The sequence below is a fragment of the Streptomyces sp. NPDC005423 genome (assembly GCF_040606415.1).
Taxonomy (GTDB): Bacteria; Actinomycetota; Actinomycetes; order Streptomycetales; family Streptomycetaceae; genus Streptomyces.
The window spans coordinates 530,596-545,106 of record NZ_JBEXET010000001.1 but is presented as its reverse complement, the minus strand read 5'-3'; the positions used below and the strand labels follow the sequence as shown (position 1 = coordinate 545,106).

General features: G+C 69.7%; 17 protein-coding genes and 1 tRNA gene. 5 read left to right on the top strand and 13 right to left on the bottom strand.

Features of this window, described 5'->3' with window-relative positions; genetic code table 11:
* Positions 1-2 precede the first annotated feature (2 nt).
* From ABZT12_RS02475 to ABZT12_RS02440, 8 genes are all read right to left on the bottom strand, one after another.
* Complete coding sequence (locus tag ABZT12_RS02475) at positions 3-212, bottom strand: hypothetical protein (protein ID WP_356375968.1); 210 nt, start codon at positions 210-212, stop codon at positions 3-5.
* Between the two features lie 5 nt (positions 213-217).
* On the bottom strand, positions 218-400 hold the full coding sequence (locus ABZT12_RS02470; RefSeq protein ID WP_356375965.1) for a hypothetical protein: 183 nt from the start codon (positions 398-400) through the stop codon (positions 218-220).
* A gap of 93 nt (positions 401-493) precedes the next feature.
* The gene (locus ABZT12_RS02465; RefSeq protein ID WP_356375963.1) at positions 494-769 is read right to left on the bottom strand and encodes a hypothetical protein; all 276 of its coding nucleotides are present in this window, start codon (positions 767-769) and stop codon (positions 494-496) included.
* A 15-nt stretch (positions 770-784) separates the two neighbouring features.
* A complete protein-coding gene (locus tag ABZT12_RS02460) occupies positions 785-967 on the bottom strand; it encodes a mobile element transfer protein (RefSeq protein ID WP_356375960.1) in 183 nt (60 codons plus the stop codon).
* A 19-nt stretch (positions 968-986) separates the two neighbouring features.
* On the bottom strand, positions 987-1,625 hold the full coding sequence (locus tag ABZT12_RS02455; protein WP_356375957.1) for a DUF2637 domain-containing protein: 639 nt from the start codon (positions 1,623-1,625) through the stop codon (positions 987-989).
* 195 nt (positions 1,626-1,820) lie between these two features.
* On the bottom strand, positions 1,821-2,033 hold the full coding sequence (locus ABZT12_RS02450) for a hypothetical protein (protein ID WP_356375953.1): 213 nt from the start codon (positions 2,031-2,033) through the stop codon (positions 1,821-1,823).
* 85 nt (positions 2,034-2,118) lie between these two features.
* The gene (locus tag ABZT12_RS02445) at positions 2,119-3,465 is read right to left on the bottom strand and encodes an FtsK/SpoIIIE domain-containing protein (RefSeq protein ID WP_356375950.1); all 1,347 of its coding nucleotides are present in this window, start codon (positions 3,463-3,465) and stop codon (positions 2,119-2,121) included.
* Positions 3,466-3,467: 2 nt separating this feature from the next.
* The gene (locus ABZT12_RS02440; RefSeq protein ID WP_356375947.1) at positions 3,468-3,797 is read right to left on the bottom strand and encodes a hypothetical protein; all 330 of its coding nucleotides are present in this window, start codon (positions 3,795-3,797) and stop codon (positions 3,468-3,470) included.
* Positions 3,798-3,988: 191 nt separating this feature from the next.
* Between ABZT12_RS02440 and ABZT12_RS02435 the strand changes: the two genes are divergently transcribed.
* Entirely contained in the window at positions 3,989-4,747 is a 759-nt protein-coding gene (locus ABZT12_RS02435; protein ID WP_356375944.1) for a GntR family transcriptional regulator, read from the top strand.
* Here ABZT12_RS02435 and ABZT12_RS02430 read toward each other — a convergent pair whose 3' ends face one another.
* Entirely contained in the window at positions 4,748-5,365 is a 618-nt protein-coding gene (locus ABZT12_RS02430; protein WP_356375941.1) for a nuclease-related domain-containing protein, read from the bottom strand.
* A gap of 2,055 nt (positions 5,366-7,420) precedes the next feature.
* Complete coding sequence (locus tag ABZT12_RS02425) at positions 7,421-7,777, bottom strand: DUF6344 domain-containing protein (protein WP_356375938.1); 357 nt, start codon at positions 7,775-7,777, stop codon at positions 7,421-7,423.
* A gap of 348 nt (positions 7,778-8,125) precedes the next feature.
* Here ABZT12_RS02425 and ABZT12_RS02420 point away from each other — a divergent pair, with 348 nt between their 5' ends.
* Together ABZT12_RS02420 and ABZT12_RS02415 are read left to right on the top strand one after the other, a co-directional pair.
* Entirely contained in the window at positions 8,126-8,254 is a 129-nt protein-coding gene (locus ABZT12_RS02420) for a DLW-39 family protein (protein WP_356375935.1), read from the top strand.
* Between the two features lie 190 nt (positions 8,255-8,444).
* Complete coding sequence (locus ABZT12_RS02415) at positions 8,445-9,791, top strand: hypothetical protein (RefSeq protein ID WP_356375932.1); 1,347 nt, start codon at positions 8,445-8,447, stop codon at positions 9,789-9,791.
* Between the two features lie 17 nt (positions 9,792-9,808).
* Here the strand turns inward: ABZT12_RS02415 and ABZT12_RS02410 are convergent, their stop codons facing one another.
* Positions 9,809-11,296, bottom strand: coding sequence for a protein kinase (locus ABZT12_RS02410; protein WP_356375929.1), 1,488 nt, complete (start codon positions 11,294-11,296; stop codon positions 9,809-9,811).
* 175 nt (positions 11,297-11,471) lie between these two features.
* A complete protein-coding gene (locus ABZT12_RS02405) occupies positions 11,472-12,020 on the bottom strand; it encodes a DNA-binding protein (protein ID WP_356375926.1) in 549 nt (182 codons plus the stop codon).
* 179 nt (positions 12,021-12,199) lie between these two features.
* On the opposite strand from ABZT12_RS02405, the gene ABZT12_RS02400 reads away from it, so the two are divergent.
* Positions 12,200-12,272 (top strand) — tRNA-Ala (locus tag ABZT12_RS02400).
* Positions 12,273-12,875: 603 nt separating this feature from the next.
* Here ABZT12_RS02400 and ABZT12_RS02395 read toward each other — a convergent pair.
* On the bottom strand, positions 12,876-13,598 hold the full coding sequence (locus tag ABZT12_RS02395) for a DUF5324 family protein (RefSeq protein WP_356375923.1): 723 nt from the start codon (positions 13,596-13,598) through the stop codon (positions 12,876-12,878).
* 315 nt (positions 13,599-13,913) lie between these two features.
* Here ABZT12_RS02395 and ABZT12_RS02390 point away from each other — a divergent pair, with 315 nt between their 5' ends.
* Positions 13,914-14,441: a peptidylprolyl isomerase gene (locus ABZT12_RS02390; RefSeq protein ID WP_356375920.1), complete on the top strand. Its 528-nt coding sequence runs from the start codon at positions 13,914-13,916 to the stop codon at positions 14,439-14,441.
* Positions 14,442-14,511: the final 70 nt, after the last annotated feature.

Below are 14,511 nucleotides of genomic sequence, written 5' to 3'. Positions count from 1 at the left end.
GCTCACCGACCCTTCCGGTGCGCGGGGCCGTGGTTGGCGCTGTAGTCCTCGACCAGGGCCGTGACGTCTCGATCGCCGTTGGCGTGGTCCTCGGCGCCGCAGCCGCCGCACCGGTAGTCGCCCTGGGAACTGCTGTAGCGGGTGCCGGCCTTGACGCGGAGGCCGGGGCTTTCCTCGGTCGGGGTGAGGTCGGCGGGGAGTTTGCGGAACATGGCGGTCACCTCCCGGCCGGCACGAAGACGGCGGCGGGGGCGGTGAGGCCCGTGCCCTTGCAGGTCGGGCAGGTGACGCGGAGGGTGGCGCGGGAGCCGTCCGGGTGGCGTGCGCCGGTGGTGATCGCGGCGGCGGCGAAACCGTCGCAGTGCCGGCAGGGGGGACGGTTCCGGGTGTGGGCAGGCATGATGGACAGAGCCCTTTCGGATCGGAAGATCAGGAAGTGGTGGGCCGTCCGGGGCGGCGGATACTTGGCGGTAGAGGCCGCCCCGGGCGGGCGTTACTTGTGGCGGCGGTTGACCGTGTAGCTGATCCCGCCGCTCGCGGAGATAACCGCGACAGCAGCGGCGGCTATGACCTGGACGACGTAGGCGATCACCAGCAGCACCGCGACGGATCCGGCGGCGATGACCAACGTCAGGATGATCGGGCCCGTGTAGGAGCGGGGCGCCTGCTGGACGATCACGACCCGGCGGACGTCGGTGCCGGGCGGGATCTGCCGGTAGATGTCGGCAGGTATGTGTCCGGCGCGCATCTGGTCCTCGGGGAGCTGCATGGCTGTGTCCTCCTCTCAGGTGCAGCGGTGGGTGCGGGCGACGAGTTCGGCGGCGGAGCGGTCACGGTGCTCGGTGGAGAAGCCGCAGTTGGGGGCGGTGCACGCGGCGGTGTGTCGGGTCTGGCCGCGTCCGTTGTTGAAGGTGGCGACCTTGACCGGACCGATGCGGATCACGTCGTAGTAGCGGTTGGGGCGCACGGTGGAACCTCCTTGTCTGTCAGGCGAGTTGGGCCGCGATGGCGCCGGCGAGGTCTTCCGGGATGCCGAGGCGGGCGCGCAGGGTCGCGGTGTCGATGGCGTTGCCGGTGCGGGTGCGGTGGTCGGCTGCGACCTTGCGGGCGTGGTCGACCAGGGCCGGCGGCACGCTCACAGCGGGCGCGGCCGGCAACTCCGGGACGGGTTCCGGGACTACGGGGGCGGGTTCGGGTGTCTCGGGGTGGTCGATGACCGGCGCGGGGCAGGGCACGGACGCGGGTGCCGGGTCCGGTGTGGGGTCGGCGTGTGTGTGGACGAGCAGGGTGCCGCCCAGGAAGGCGAGGGCGGGCCAGCCGGCGACGAGGATGCACAGCCAGGCGGGGACGTGATGGAGGTCGAGGAGGCCGGCGGTGGATACGTTCGCGCCGAGCGAGGCGACCAGGGCGATCACGAACCAGGTCCAGGCGGAGCGGTCCCGGCGGGCGGTGCGCAGTCGACGCCACGCGGCGACAAGGAGCAGGTCGACCGAGACCGGGTAGGCCCATGCCTTCCAGCCAGACTGTCCGGCAGCGGCGGCAAGGTCGTGCAGGTGGGCAAAGGACAGCGCACCCGCGATCACGGCTTGCACGAGTACGGCGTCAACGCGGATCGAACGGGACACAGCTCTCCACCTCTTTCGGGGACTAGTTGGCGGGGGCTTCGCCAGAGCCGAGGCAGTTGAGGCAGAACCCCGTCTGCTTGCCGACCGGGCGGCGTTTGCGGCCGACCGCGACGGTGCGGGAGACCTCACCGGTGCCCTGGCAAACCGGGCAGGGAGCGGGCTGGGGCGCGGAGGTCCTCGGCCGGGCCATGGCGGTCAGCCGTCCAGGCCGGGGTAGCCGTGGCCGGGGGGCGGGTAGGCACCGGCCTCGATCCCGGCGAACTCGGCGGCGAACGCGCCGGCCAGCACGAAGGTGAAGGCGTCCCGCTCGTCGTGGTAGCGCAGGTGGTTGACGAACGTCTCGTACAGGTAGCCGAGCCGGTTGACGTCGTCGGCCATGGCCGGGTCGTGCTCGTGCTCGTGATTCACAGGTGTTCCCTTCCGGTTTTCGGCATGGCGCGGGTAGGGACCGGGCGCGAAGCGGTCGCGCCGACCGGGGAACGCAGGGGGAGGATCAGTCGCCGGCGGGCAGGGCTTCCACGAGCGGCGGCTCGGCGGGCATCGGTGGGATGACCATCCGCGCGACCGGGCGGAACGGTTCCAGGAACGGCAAGTTGGGGGTCATGTGCGCGAACTGGCGGCAGACGGACGTTGCTTCGGCCGGGGTGATCTCGGGGGTGCGGATTCGGGACCAGTAGCCGGAGGCGTCGCCGGCCACCGCGACCCCGGGGCGGTCCGCCCGGATGCTGGTCACGGAGACCACCGCGTCCGGGGCGATGTCGCCCAGGCCCATTTCCGCCGTCTGCTTGTCGTTGACGCGGTGCACGACGCGGCCGGTGAGCTGGGCCCGTAGCGCGGTCGCGCCTTTGCCCAGGTCAGAGCCGAAGCGCTGCCCGCAGATCTCCAGGTAGATACCGATTGCTCGGGCCATCTGCGCAAGCCGCACCAGTTGCATGACGGTGTGGTCGCGATCGGCTTCCTCCTTCTTGGAGGTCACCAGGAACAGTTCTGCCACCTCGTCGATCAGCACGATCAGCGGTACCGGCCGCACCTCGTCGGGCAGTTCCCACAGGTCGGAGACGCCGTAGAGGGAGAGCAGATCGAAGCGGTCCTCCATCTCCTGCACGAGCGCGTCGACCAAGCGGCCGGCGGACGCCCGGTCGGTGGCCAGGGCCGAGAGGCGCGGGGCGTAGCGGGAGTGCTCCACACCGCGCTTGCAGTCGATTCCGACCAGCCCGACCGGCAGTTGAGCAAGGCCCTTGACCAAGTTGCGCTGGAACATCGACTTGCCGGACTGGTTGGCGCCCAGCGTCAGAGCCATGGGGAGCTGGCGGTAGTTGCGTTCGAAGACCGTGCCGTCCTCCCGCACCGCGACCGGGACGATCAGGTCACGAGGGCGGGCCGTACGCGGCATCCGCACCCGCTTCAGGACGTCATAGCCCGTCATGCGCAGCTCGACGTACCCGGGCTTGGTCTCTGTCACGGTCACGGAGTGAACGCCCCACGCGTGGCGCAGACGTTCGGTCGCGGCGGAGAGGTCGGAGGGCTCCAGACCGGCGGGAAGCCGGAGCGTGGCACGCAGTCCGGTAGACGTTCCACGGACCCGGCGGACCTTCGGCGGGGCCGGGCGGACCTCGGAGTGGGCGAGGTTGCGCTTGACGAACGCGCGGAAACCGGACGGCTGCACCGTCAGGCCGCACACCTCCATCGTGTCCCGGTAGGTCCAGGTGAACCGGCCCCACGTGACCGGCAGGCCCACCAGCGACCAGTACACGCGCGGGGCGCGGACCTTCGCGTAGCCGAGCCCGCCAGCACCGGAGGCGACACCTCCCAGCTCCAGCCAGGCAGTGATGTCGGTCATGGTCAGGCCGCCGCCGTGATCGCGACCGCGCGGAACGAGATGCCGTGGCGCTTCTGGCCGTTGAACTCGTTCTCCCAATCACGCGCCTTCAGCCCGATCACCCGGACCGGCGCACCCGGGGCCAGACCCTCGGGGTAGCCCGTCTCGGGGATGGTCACCTGGTAGAGGTTGCCCTCACCCTCGTCGGAGATCAGCAGGCCCACCGTCGACAGACCGGCACCCGTCTCCCGGTCCACGGCCCGCTCACCGGTCTTCTGGTTGACCATCTTCGGCACGGGCGCGGTCGCCACGAACACCACAGCGGTCGAAACGTCGATCTTGAACGACGGCATGAGCGCATCCCTAAGTTCCTGGAAGCTGCCCCCTTGGCAACCTCTCTAGACATCTCCAGTAGACACCACGTCTCTAGAGACGTCAAGGGAATCTGTATAGAGATGTTGAAGGGGCGGGATTGTGGACACGCGACAGAGCGGGCGCCGTACCTATGGCCTAGGCTGTCTAGAGAAGAAGGGAGGGCTCCCGAATGACCACCACCGACGACGACCGTCGGCCGAAGTACCAGCGGATCGCGGACTCTCTACGTGAGGCGATCCAGTCGGGCGAGTACGGTCCCGGTGATCGGCTTCCGGGAGAGAACGACCTGATGGCCGCGCACGGCGTGGCCCGCATGACCGCTCGTCAGGCCCTGAGCGTGCTCAAGGATGAGGGGGTTGCCGAGTCTCGCAAGGGCGCCGGCGTCTTCGTCCGATCTTTCCGCCCCTTGAGGCGTCGAGGCATCCAGCGGCTTTCCCAAGAGCAGTGGGGCAGCGGTCAGTCCATCTGGTCTGCAGATATCGAGAACCGCGCGCTTGTGGTGGATCAGCTCACGGTGTCGGAGGAGACCGTGCCTGAGCAGATAGGGCAGGTGTTGGGCCTGGCGAATGAGGAGACCGTCTGCGTGCGACGTCGGCGGTTCATCCTGGACGGGAAGCCCGTTCTTCTCGCGACGAGCTATCTCCCGACGTCGGTAGTCGCAGGCTCAGCGATTACCCGAGAGGACACAGGCCCCGGCGGAACGTACGCGCGTCTGGCCGAACTTGGGTACAAGCCAGTGCACTTCCGTGAAGAGATCCGCTCACGCATGCCTACGAAGGAAGAAGCGGCGCAGTTGAGCATCTCCGCGGGCACGCCGGTCATCCTGATCTGCCGAACGGCGTTCGCTGACGAGGGCCTTCCCGTCGAGGTCAACGAAATGACGCTTGACGCGGCCTCCTACATCCTTGAGTACGACTTCGACGCCTGATCAGGCGGACCAGGTGTGAGACCGCCGCGCGATGCCGTAGATGTGGGCTACCTGGTCGGCTGACAGGGTCGGCGCCAACCCGGACAGGACGCGGTCGAGTTGATCGACTTTGAGCACGAGAACCGGCGTGTTGGCGTTCTTGACGACGAGCTTTCTCGCATGCACGACTGAGATCACGGGGCGGATCGGCACAACGAATCCGCAGTGTTTGGAGAGAGCGCGGGACACCCGACGTGCCTCGGACTGGCTCGCCGCGATGTGGTGGGTGGTGCTGCCGTTCACCGTGATCTCTCTGTCTCCGTACCAGACGGCTTTGCCCGGATGCCGCTTGGAGTTGATGGAGAAAACGCCGGCCGGACCGATGGCGATGTGGTCGATGTCCGTGCCCGTCGCCCATTGGACCGCATGAAGGGCGCGCCAGCCGTGGCCACGGAGTCTGGCGAGCCGCCGAGCGGTGAGCACTTCGCCTCGGAGACCGATGGCCCAGCTGTAGATCTCCGTCTTGGGCCGCCAACGGTCGATCATCCTCAACAGAGGGTTCGGCTGTAACTCCTGGATCTTGCGGCGCACCGCGTCGCCCGGATGGTTCCGAGCCAAGTCATCTGCCAACGGCTGCACGCCCTGCCCCCTTATATCTGGCTGTACTGCCAGGCCACCACGGAGACGGCTTCCGTGCCCAGGTCCGGATCGGCCATGAGCTGTTACAGGTTTCTCTACTTCATCAAGTCCGGCTGCGCTCCGCTCCGCCGGGCGCGCTTCCCGGCTCTGGCTGCGCCCGCGCTCCTGCCTTCGGCCCGCTCGGCGCTGCCGACGCCGACGCGCGCCCACGCGTGGATAGGCCAGTCTGATGGGTGGCGATCACCGTACGAACGCGGCCACGGTCACAGAGGTGCCTCCGGCGGGGGCGCTCCGACTCTGGGATGGAGGGGGCGCCGTTCGCGGGTGCCGGCCGAGTGTGGCGTGCGCGGGGAGCTTCCATCCCGTCCACCATCGACCCAGGCAGAGCCGAGCAGACGCGGCCCAGGGCGTCAAGGTCGTTCGTACAGTGGCGCGCTCCACCTTGACGCCCTGAACCACGCCCGCTCCACGGTGTGTGGGTCGACGGCGGACGGGATGGAAGCTGAGGTGAGTGGTGAGTTGAGGAGGGTGGGCGTGGTCCGGCATCCAACTGCCAAGCTCAGATGGTGCTCAAGACTTTCCGCTTCACTTCCCCTCCCGACGACTGGCTGTCATGTTGATTTCTGAGCGGGACATGATCTTGGGTCGCTGACTGCGGCCGTTGGGATGAGGGGACAAAATGTTTTCAACGATGAGTGCGGGCGCCATGATCGGCATAACTGTCACGGTGGTGGCCATCGCAGCTCTCGCCGTAGTTGTTGTCCGGCGGCTCGGCGCGCGGGAGCGGTAGAGCTCCAGGGATTCCTGTCAAGGGCACCGTCCCGCGTGACACCAGCGGCTGACACCAACAAGGCCGATCGTTGGCGAACCCCTCCGTACACAGGCGGCAGGTCGGCACAGCACCAGTCTGAACCTGCCGAGGTGCAGGGTGCCCGTTGACCGACCTGATAAGGATGAGGCCACAGGTTCAAATCCTGTTAGCCCCACCAGACACGAAGGCCCCCAACCGGTAGCGGTTGGGGGCCTTTGACATTTACGGCTGACATCAGCCGATGAGTGCTGTCCGGACGGACGGCGGTGTCGCCGTACCAGACCTTCTTTCCTCGGTGGCGCTTGGAGTTGATGGAGAAGACGCCGACGGGACCGATGGCGAGGTGGTCCATGTCCGCGCCGCTAGATCGTTCGGTAGCGGATGCACCGCGCCCCCCTGCGCCTACCTCTCTGCAAGACCACCGCGGAGCCGCGATCAGCGCCAAGGCCCGTATCGGCCGTGAACTGTTACGGGTTTCCACGGGGCTTGCCTACGCCCTGTGTGCTGTCGGCGTGCTGATCAGGCAGGCACAGCAGAACACCCGTCTGGTGATGTGCGGCGGCACCGCCATGTCGCGGGTCACGCCCGTGCAGTAGCCGGCCCGCGGAGGAGTGCCATGTCCGGGTGGGTCTCTTTGGGAGCCGGCTGCTTTGTCGTAGTCGTGGGCGTGTTGGCCTTGATCGGCCGGGGAGTCGCACCGCAAGCGCGGTCGCGTGGGTCTGGTTGGGGTCGGATAGCGATGGGGAGCGGCTTCGTTCTGGATGGCGGAGCCAGACTTCTCGGCGTCTCGTCCGGAGTGGGGTTGGTTGTTTCCGCTGTTGCCATGGGGCTCGTCGTGCTCGGTGCGGTGCTGCAGATCCGAGCTGGAGTGTTCGCCAAGGCCCGTCGTGCCGGCGACGTCGATTGAGCAGTGCCCTTACCCTCTGGCCAGGACGACCATCGGGCGAGTCACTGATGTCTGACAGATGAGGCACAGCCTCGAATCTTGTTGGCCCCAGCTGTACGAAGGCCCCCCGCCGGTAGCGGTCGGGGGCCTTCGGTGTTCCGGGGGCCGGGCCTATGACAAGGGGGATGGCCGGGCCTGCGCTCGTCCACGGCCCGGTGAGCGTGGGCGTGCGAAGACCCCCGGCCGGGGTGGCCGGGGGTCTTCGGTCTGTTCTGTCGCGCGTTGTACGCAAGTTCGCCGCTACGTCAGAGAAGTCGGTGAGGGGCAGTGGTGCCGCGGGCGGGACGGGCCGCCGCTGTCAGCGTTGGAGGGGGACCTTCGGTGGTTCGGCGGGTTCGTGCAGGGGGCCGGCGTCGGTGATCTCGTCCGTCTCCGCCGGGGGGCGGTGGCGGCAGCTGGGGGACTTGCCGTGGGCCTCGGCGCGGATGCGCTGCTTCATCGTGGGAGGCAGCGATCTGACGTGGGCCGCCCAGGTCCAGGAGCAGACCGTCGGCAGCGTCGCGGTCTCGGCGGCGCCGGAGGGCGTCGTCTCGGAGCGAGGCGTGGCCGCGGCGGCGGTCGTAGCGGTCGTGGTGACGAGTCCGAGCGTCGTGCAGAGTGCGATGAAGGCGGTGACGATGGCCGTCCACAGCTTCATGACCTTGTTCGGGGTCATGGTCCCTCACTTTCGGGTCGGGCGATTTGCGTACTTTCCTCATGATGTGTACGGAGCTCGCGAAGTGAAGGACCGACGCCCATGGCGCGTCGATGTTCAGATGAACACCACTCGGATGGGTGCAAGGGGTCCGGAAAGCGCCGAAGAGGGGAGAAGGGGGAGTCGAGGGTGCAAAGTGACCCTCCGTGGAGATGTGATGACCCTCCGATCGGAGCGGTCGCCACCTGGTCCTACTGAGCCGTGACAGGCGGGAGTTGGGTGCCCGGCGCAGGTCACCGATCGGTCTCGGTCGGTGTGTATAGTCGGGCGCCAGAGGTCCCCTACGTCAAGGAAAGACGAGGTCGCGCGGTGAAGAAGCTTCTCCTGGTCGCACTGGCCGCCATCGGCGGGCTCGTCGTGTACCGCCAGATCCAGGCGGATCGCGCCGAGCAGGATCTGTGGACGGAGGCGACTGACTCCGTGCCCACGGGTTCCTGAGTACCGACAGCCGATTCAGAGCAAGCCCCGACCGCCCCGCGGTCGGGGCTTTGTGTTGCGCGTCCGCGGAACGCCGGGTAGGCGCCCGGGAGACGGGCGTTTCGGACGCTCGTACGCATTGCCCGGGTGCCACGCGCGCGTGCGGGGCAGGATGGGCCACGTCCGGAGCAACGAGGAGGGGTGACGCGTGATGCGGCGGCGTACGGCGTGGTGGCGGAGGAGGGCGCGCGGCGGCCGGCAGCCCGCGACCGTGACCCCGGCGGCCACCGTGGCCCGGCGCGTCGCCGTCGTCGGAGCGGTACTGGGCGCGCTGGCGGCCCTCCCGGGACAGACCGCGCTCGCCACGGCCGCGGGAACCCCGAGCCCCTACGCCTATGCGCCCGGCGCCGAGCGCGTCGACGGAGCGACCAGCGCCGCCAAGGCCCAGCAGCTGAAGCCCGGGAGCACGTACCGCGGTTCGCTGCCGAAGGGCGCCAAGTTCTTCTACCGCCTCCACCTCGACGCCACGACGAACGGATACGTCTCCGTCACCGCCGTCCCCGAGGCGGGCGGTACCGTCGCCGCCACCGACGGCATCAGGGTGTCGATGCAGGACGCGAGCGGCAGCGCCTGCACTTACCAGAGCGCGACCTTCGGCGCCGTGCAGAGCCCCCGCCCCCTCGCGGCCGGCGGTTTCCGCCAGGTCGGCGGGTCGCTCTGCCAGGGCGCCGGCTGGTTCCGCGTACTCGTCGAACGCATCGACGCGACCGGCTCCTCACCGCACCCCTGGGGCCTGGAACTCACCGCCGTCACGGAGCCCGGCCTCACCGCGGCCGGTCCCACCGACGCCCCGCAGCAGTGGGACTCGGCGTCGCCCGAACCCCTCACCGGGGAGACCCGGCGCCGCGCGGGCGGCCCGGGCTTCGCCGGCGCGACCGCCGTCGGGCAGGGCGTCTGGCGGACCGACGTCCGACCGGGGCGGACCCTCTTCTACGAGGTCCCGGTCGACTGGGGTCAACAGCTGTCCGCCACCGCCGAGTTGGGCGCTTCGAGCAGCGGCGGGAGCGGCTACGTGAGCGCCCTCGACCTGTCGCTGTACAACCCCGTGCGCGGCTACGTCGAGGAGGCGGCCCTCGGCTACTCCGGTACCCGGAGCTCCGTCGGACTCGAACCCCTGCCGCCCGTGGGATACCGCAACCGCTACTCCGCCCTGGACCGGGTGAGCGGCATGCGCTTCGCCGGGTCGTACTACCTCGTCGTGCACCTCGCCGCGCAGGTGGCCGACACGTTCGGCCAGGGGCCGCTCCCGCTCACGCTGCGGGTGCGGGTCAGGGGTGCCGCACAGACCGCTCCCGCCTACGCCGGGCAGTCGGACCCGCACGGGGTCTTCAAGGTCACGGCGGGGGACCGGCGGACGGCGGCGACGGGCCCCGCCGGCAGCGGCGGCACCGCGATGAAGGTGGTCGCCGTGAGCGGGATCGGCACCGGAAGCGCGCTGCTGGCGACGCTCGGCCTGTGGACGGTCCTGGCCCGGCGACGGGCCGGCGCCGCCCGCTGAGGACGCCCCGGTTCCGCTCAAACGCGGAACAGCGCCCAGAACCCCACGGCGTAGCACGCCAGGGCCAGGAAGAGCACCGGGATCACGACCCCCACCGGCGGCCCGGGACGACGTCGGCCGCGCCGCCCGTGCCGCTGCGCGACCGGCTGTGCGACGGGCGGCTCCTGCGGTACCCGCGCGGTGTACGAGGCCGTCGGGGAGTCGACGAGCGGCCCCGGGGAGCGCAGGGCGTGCGTGACCTCGTGGGGGGAGACGTGGGCGGGCGGGGGCCGGTACGCCTGCGGTGCCGGCGCAGGAGCCGTGTCGACCAGCGGCGGCGGCAGATGGAAACTGCCCGTCTCCGACATGGACGCCGGCCGCGGAACCGGGGCGACGCCGTGACGCGGATCGAGCGGTACGGAGTCCGTGCTGGGCCACGCCGAGAGCCCACCCTCCGCACCGTCCCCCTCGGTGCCCCGCTCCCCTCCGCCCTGCCTCTCGGCTCCAGCTTCCTCTTTCCCGCGCTCGTCTTTCCCGCGCTCGTCCCTCTCGCGTTCCAGCGGGCCGGGAGGCATATCGGTGCCCGCCGTCGGCCCCGCCTCCACACGGGACGTCGTGGACCCCGTATCCACTCCCGAAGCCCGCTTCAGTGGTCCTTCGGGGCCGAACCCCGAAGGAAGCGGGCCGAGTTGGTCGAAGATCTCGATCAACTCGTCGTCGGGGCCGGGCTCCGGCAGCAGCTCCACGGCCGCGGCGAGCGCCTTGCGCGCCCCAGTCGCCGTACGGAAGCGGCTCTGGGGGTCCGGCTGGAGCAGCGTGGCCACGACCTGCCACAGCGGCTCCGGGATGCCCTTGGGCGCACCCGGTGTGCCGTGCTCGGCGAAGTACTGCAACAGCGCCTTCGCGTCCGGCTTCGCCCCCTTCAGCAGATAGAGCGCCACCAGGCCTACGGCGAACAGGTCGGCCGGGAAATCCGGTTCGGCGCCCATCATCTGCTCCGGGGCGAGGTAACCGGGCGTGCCCACCACGAGGTTGGTCTCCGTCAGCCGCGGTTCGCCGAGCCGCATCGCGATGCCGAAGTCGGACAGGCGCAGCCGGGGCCGGGCCGTGCCGGTGGCCTCCAGGAGAAGGTTGGCGGGCTTGATGTCACGGTGCACGACCCCTTCCGCGTGGACGGCGGCGAGTCCCGACAGGAGCTGGTCGAGGAGGGTGCAGACGAAGACGGGCGGCAGCGGACCGTAGTCCCCGATCACGTGGGCCAGCGAACCGCCCGCCACCAGGTCCATGGTGAACAGGACCTTGTCGTCGTCGGCGGCCCAGCTGGCGGGCGCGAGCACGTGGGGATGGTCGATCCGCAGCGCCTGCTCCCGTACGAAGCGCAACAGCGAGTGCGCGTCGCTCTGTTGCAGGACTTTGGCGGCCACATAACGGCGGCGGCGGTGGTCCCAGGCGCGCCAGACGGCGCCGACTCCACCGCGTCCGATCGGATCGACCAGTTCGTACCGGCCGGCGAAGACCTCACCCATGGCTGTGCGTCGCTCCTCCCCCTTCGGGTACCCCCGTTGCTTCCCCCGCGACGAGCGGTCCGACTCCCCCTCGTTCCCCTTTGTGCTCTCCGGTGCGTGACGCGACCCCCTCGCGTCACGCACCGGCCGCCGGTCCCGGTCGCCGAACCCCCCGTCGGCGGCGGTACCGTGCGGCTCAGCTCTGGTGGGACTGGTAGTGCGCCACCGCGTCGGAGGTACGGCCCGCGCCGTACACCCGGAGGAACTCTGCCAGTTCGGGGTGGGTCGGTGCGAGAGTGTCGGCCGCGTCGATGATGTCTCCCGCGGCGGCCACGGAACGCAGCAGCGACTGGATCTCGCGGACCACCCGCTTGACCGTGGGCGCCCCCGAACTGCTCGTCGTGGCCGTGGTGTTGCTCAGTACCGAGCCTCCCTGCGACTTCTTGATCTCGTCCATGCGCTCGGTCGCCTCGGCCGCGCTCACGCTGCCGTCCGCGACCTGCCCCGCCAGGTCCTGGAGCAACTGCACCCGCTGGACCACCGCGGGATTGCCGATCTTCGCCCGCTGACCGCTCATCAGCTGCGACAACATCGGTGCGGACAGTCCCAGTACCCCCGCGAGACGAGCCTGGTTGAGCCCAAGATCGTCGATGAGCTTACGGAAGAGCGCCCCCAAAGGCTCCCCGTACCAGTTCCGCTGCAGCTCCCGCGCTCTGGCGGTGGCTTCCTGCTGTGCGGCGTCCATTGCGTCTCCCCATCGCTTCCCCAAAACCGTGGTTCGCTCCAGCGAACCACGCCGTGCATCTTACGGAGAGTGGTCGCCCACCGGGACCCCCATCTTTTTGCGAGAACCCCCGGGTGACCCGGTACTCTGGTGTGCGGCGCCCACCGGGATCAGCTTTCTCCGGCGGACGTTTCTCATGAGGGGCCTTAGCTCAGTTGGTAGAGCGCTGTCTTTGCATGGCAGATGTCAGGGGTTCGACTCCCCTAGGCTCCACTCCCAGAACCCCTTCGACCTGCGGAAACGTGGGCGGAGGGGTTTTTCGTGCGCCCCTCGCCCCGCGAGGGAGGCAGTGGACCGCTCCCGGGGACACGGCGGGAGAACACGGCCAGGCACGGGCCCGGAACCCACGTCGACGGCCGCGGGACGCCCCGGCTCCTTGCAAGGCGGCTCCGACGGTTCAAGCGCTGGGAGGCGGGTTCTATGCCGTACGCCCAACCCTCCCGCCGCCCCGCCTTCCCACGCCCCACCCGGCCGGCACCCGGACTGCCGTGCCCGGGCGGGCAGTGCGCCGCCCCTTCGGATCGCGGGACGGCGGGGGCGGCGGCGGTCCGGCTGCGGGTCGGCCATTGCGTGGGTGAACGTGAAGATCACCTCGGGGGCCATTTCGACGGCCGGGGGAACCGCGGAAGACGCCGATCTGTTTGCTCCGGGAAAGACCGCTCTCGTCGAGTGAGCGCCCTGACGCCCGCGTGTCTTCAAGGTGTCTTCCGCCGCCCGCATGTTTCACGTGAAACAGCGCCGTGGGGCGGAAGACCCCTCAAGGTCTTCCGCCCCACGGCGACTTGCTGTTCTGCGGAGTGCTGGGCGTCGGAGACGTCAGAGACGCTCGTCGCGCTCGGCGGCCTCCTCTTCGGCCTGCTTGGCCGCGACCTCGGGGTCGAGTCCCGGCGCCTGGGCGTCGAGCACGGCCTGGTCGCTGCCGTCTACCGACTCCAGCCGGCCCGGCTCGGGCACCTCCGTCGCGGCGGGCGGTTCGACCAGCCAGTCGGGGTTGGCCTGCTTGTCCCACCACTTCCAGGCGGCGTAGGCGCCGCCCGCGAGGAGTCCCGCGACGGCGAGGCCCTTCGCGAGCCGTCCGGCCCTGGCCCGCCGGTTGTGCTTGCGGACCAGCTTCCGGATCTCGGCGGGCGAGACCTGCCCACGCAGCGCGGCCAGTGCGGCCACACCTCGCGCGGCCGCCTCGTCCTTGACCGGGCCGGCCGCGGCAACGGCCTGCTCGATCCTCGGCTTTGAGTAGTCGGCGGCCTGCCGGGCCGCCTGACGGGTACGGACGGCCACCTCATGGGCGGCCTGGTCGACCTTCGGCGGTACGTGCGTGCGGGCCTGCTCCACGCGCGGTGCGACGTAGGCGCCATACTGCACAAGCGCCTGGCCGGCCGCCTGCGACACCTTGGGCGCGAGCCGTACGCGTGCTTCGTTGGCGTAGTGAGCGGCCCTGTCCTTGGCCGTGTCGGCGTAGGGCGCCACCACTTCCGCGGCGTGCAGCACGCTCTCCTTCGCCGAGCCGGTCGCGGCGCGCACGCTGTCGATGCGGGTCACGGGTTCCTCCTCCTCGGTGGCGTACGGTAATTCGTCTTTCCACCCAAGTACGGATCATGCCTGGCAACGGGCCAAGTGGCATGTGCGGGCGGGCATCCGGGTCACAATCACGTGCGATAAAGGATGAACAAGCGGTAACAGGGGCTTGTCATCGACAATGCCACGGATCGTCGCTCCACGCCCCTGTCCTGTATCCACTCGGCCGGATCGCGCGGGCTAAACCCCGGGACGCGGCCCGGAAGCGGCCGCCGGGCGACGCATGCCGCCGACCGTGCGAGGATTCTGGCGTCACAGGCGCACAACGGAAGGCAGACCGTGGCTGAGCAGCTTTACGCCACCCTGAAGACCAGTCTCGGCGACATCGAAGTCCGGCTCCTGCCGAACCACGCGCCCAAGACGGTCCGGAACTTCGTCGAGCTCGCCACGGGTGAGCGAGAGTGGACCAACCCCGCCACGGGGGAGAAGTCCACGGCCAGGCTCTACGACGGCACGGTCTTCCACCGGGTGATCAGCGGCTTCATGATCCAGGGCGGCGACCCGCTCGGCAACGGAACCGGCGGCCCGGGCTACCAGTTCGAGGACGAGTTCCATCCCGAACTCGGCTTCACCAAGCCCTACTTGCTGGCGATGGCCAACGCCGGCCCCGGCACCAACGGCTCGCAGTTCTTCATCACCGTCTCCCCGACGGCCTGGCTGACCCGCAAGCACACCATCTTCGGCGAGGTCACCGGCCCGGCCGGCCAGAAGGTCGTGGACGCCATCGCGACCACCCCGGCCAACCCGCGCACCGACCGTCCCCTCCAGGACGTCGTGATCGAGTCGGTCGTCGTCGAAACCCGCTAGGGAACCAAACGCCCCGCTCGTCCGTAGGGATGGGCGGGGCGGTGCATTGTGCGTACGGAGAATGAGGGGA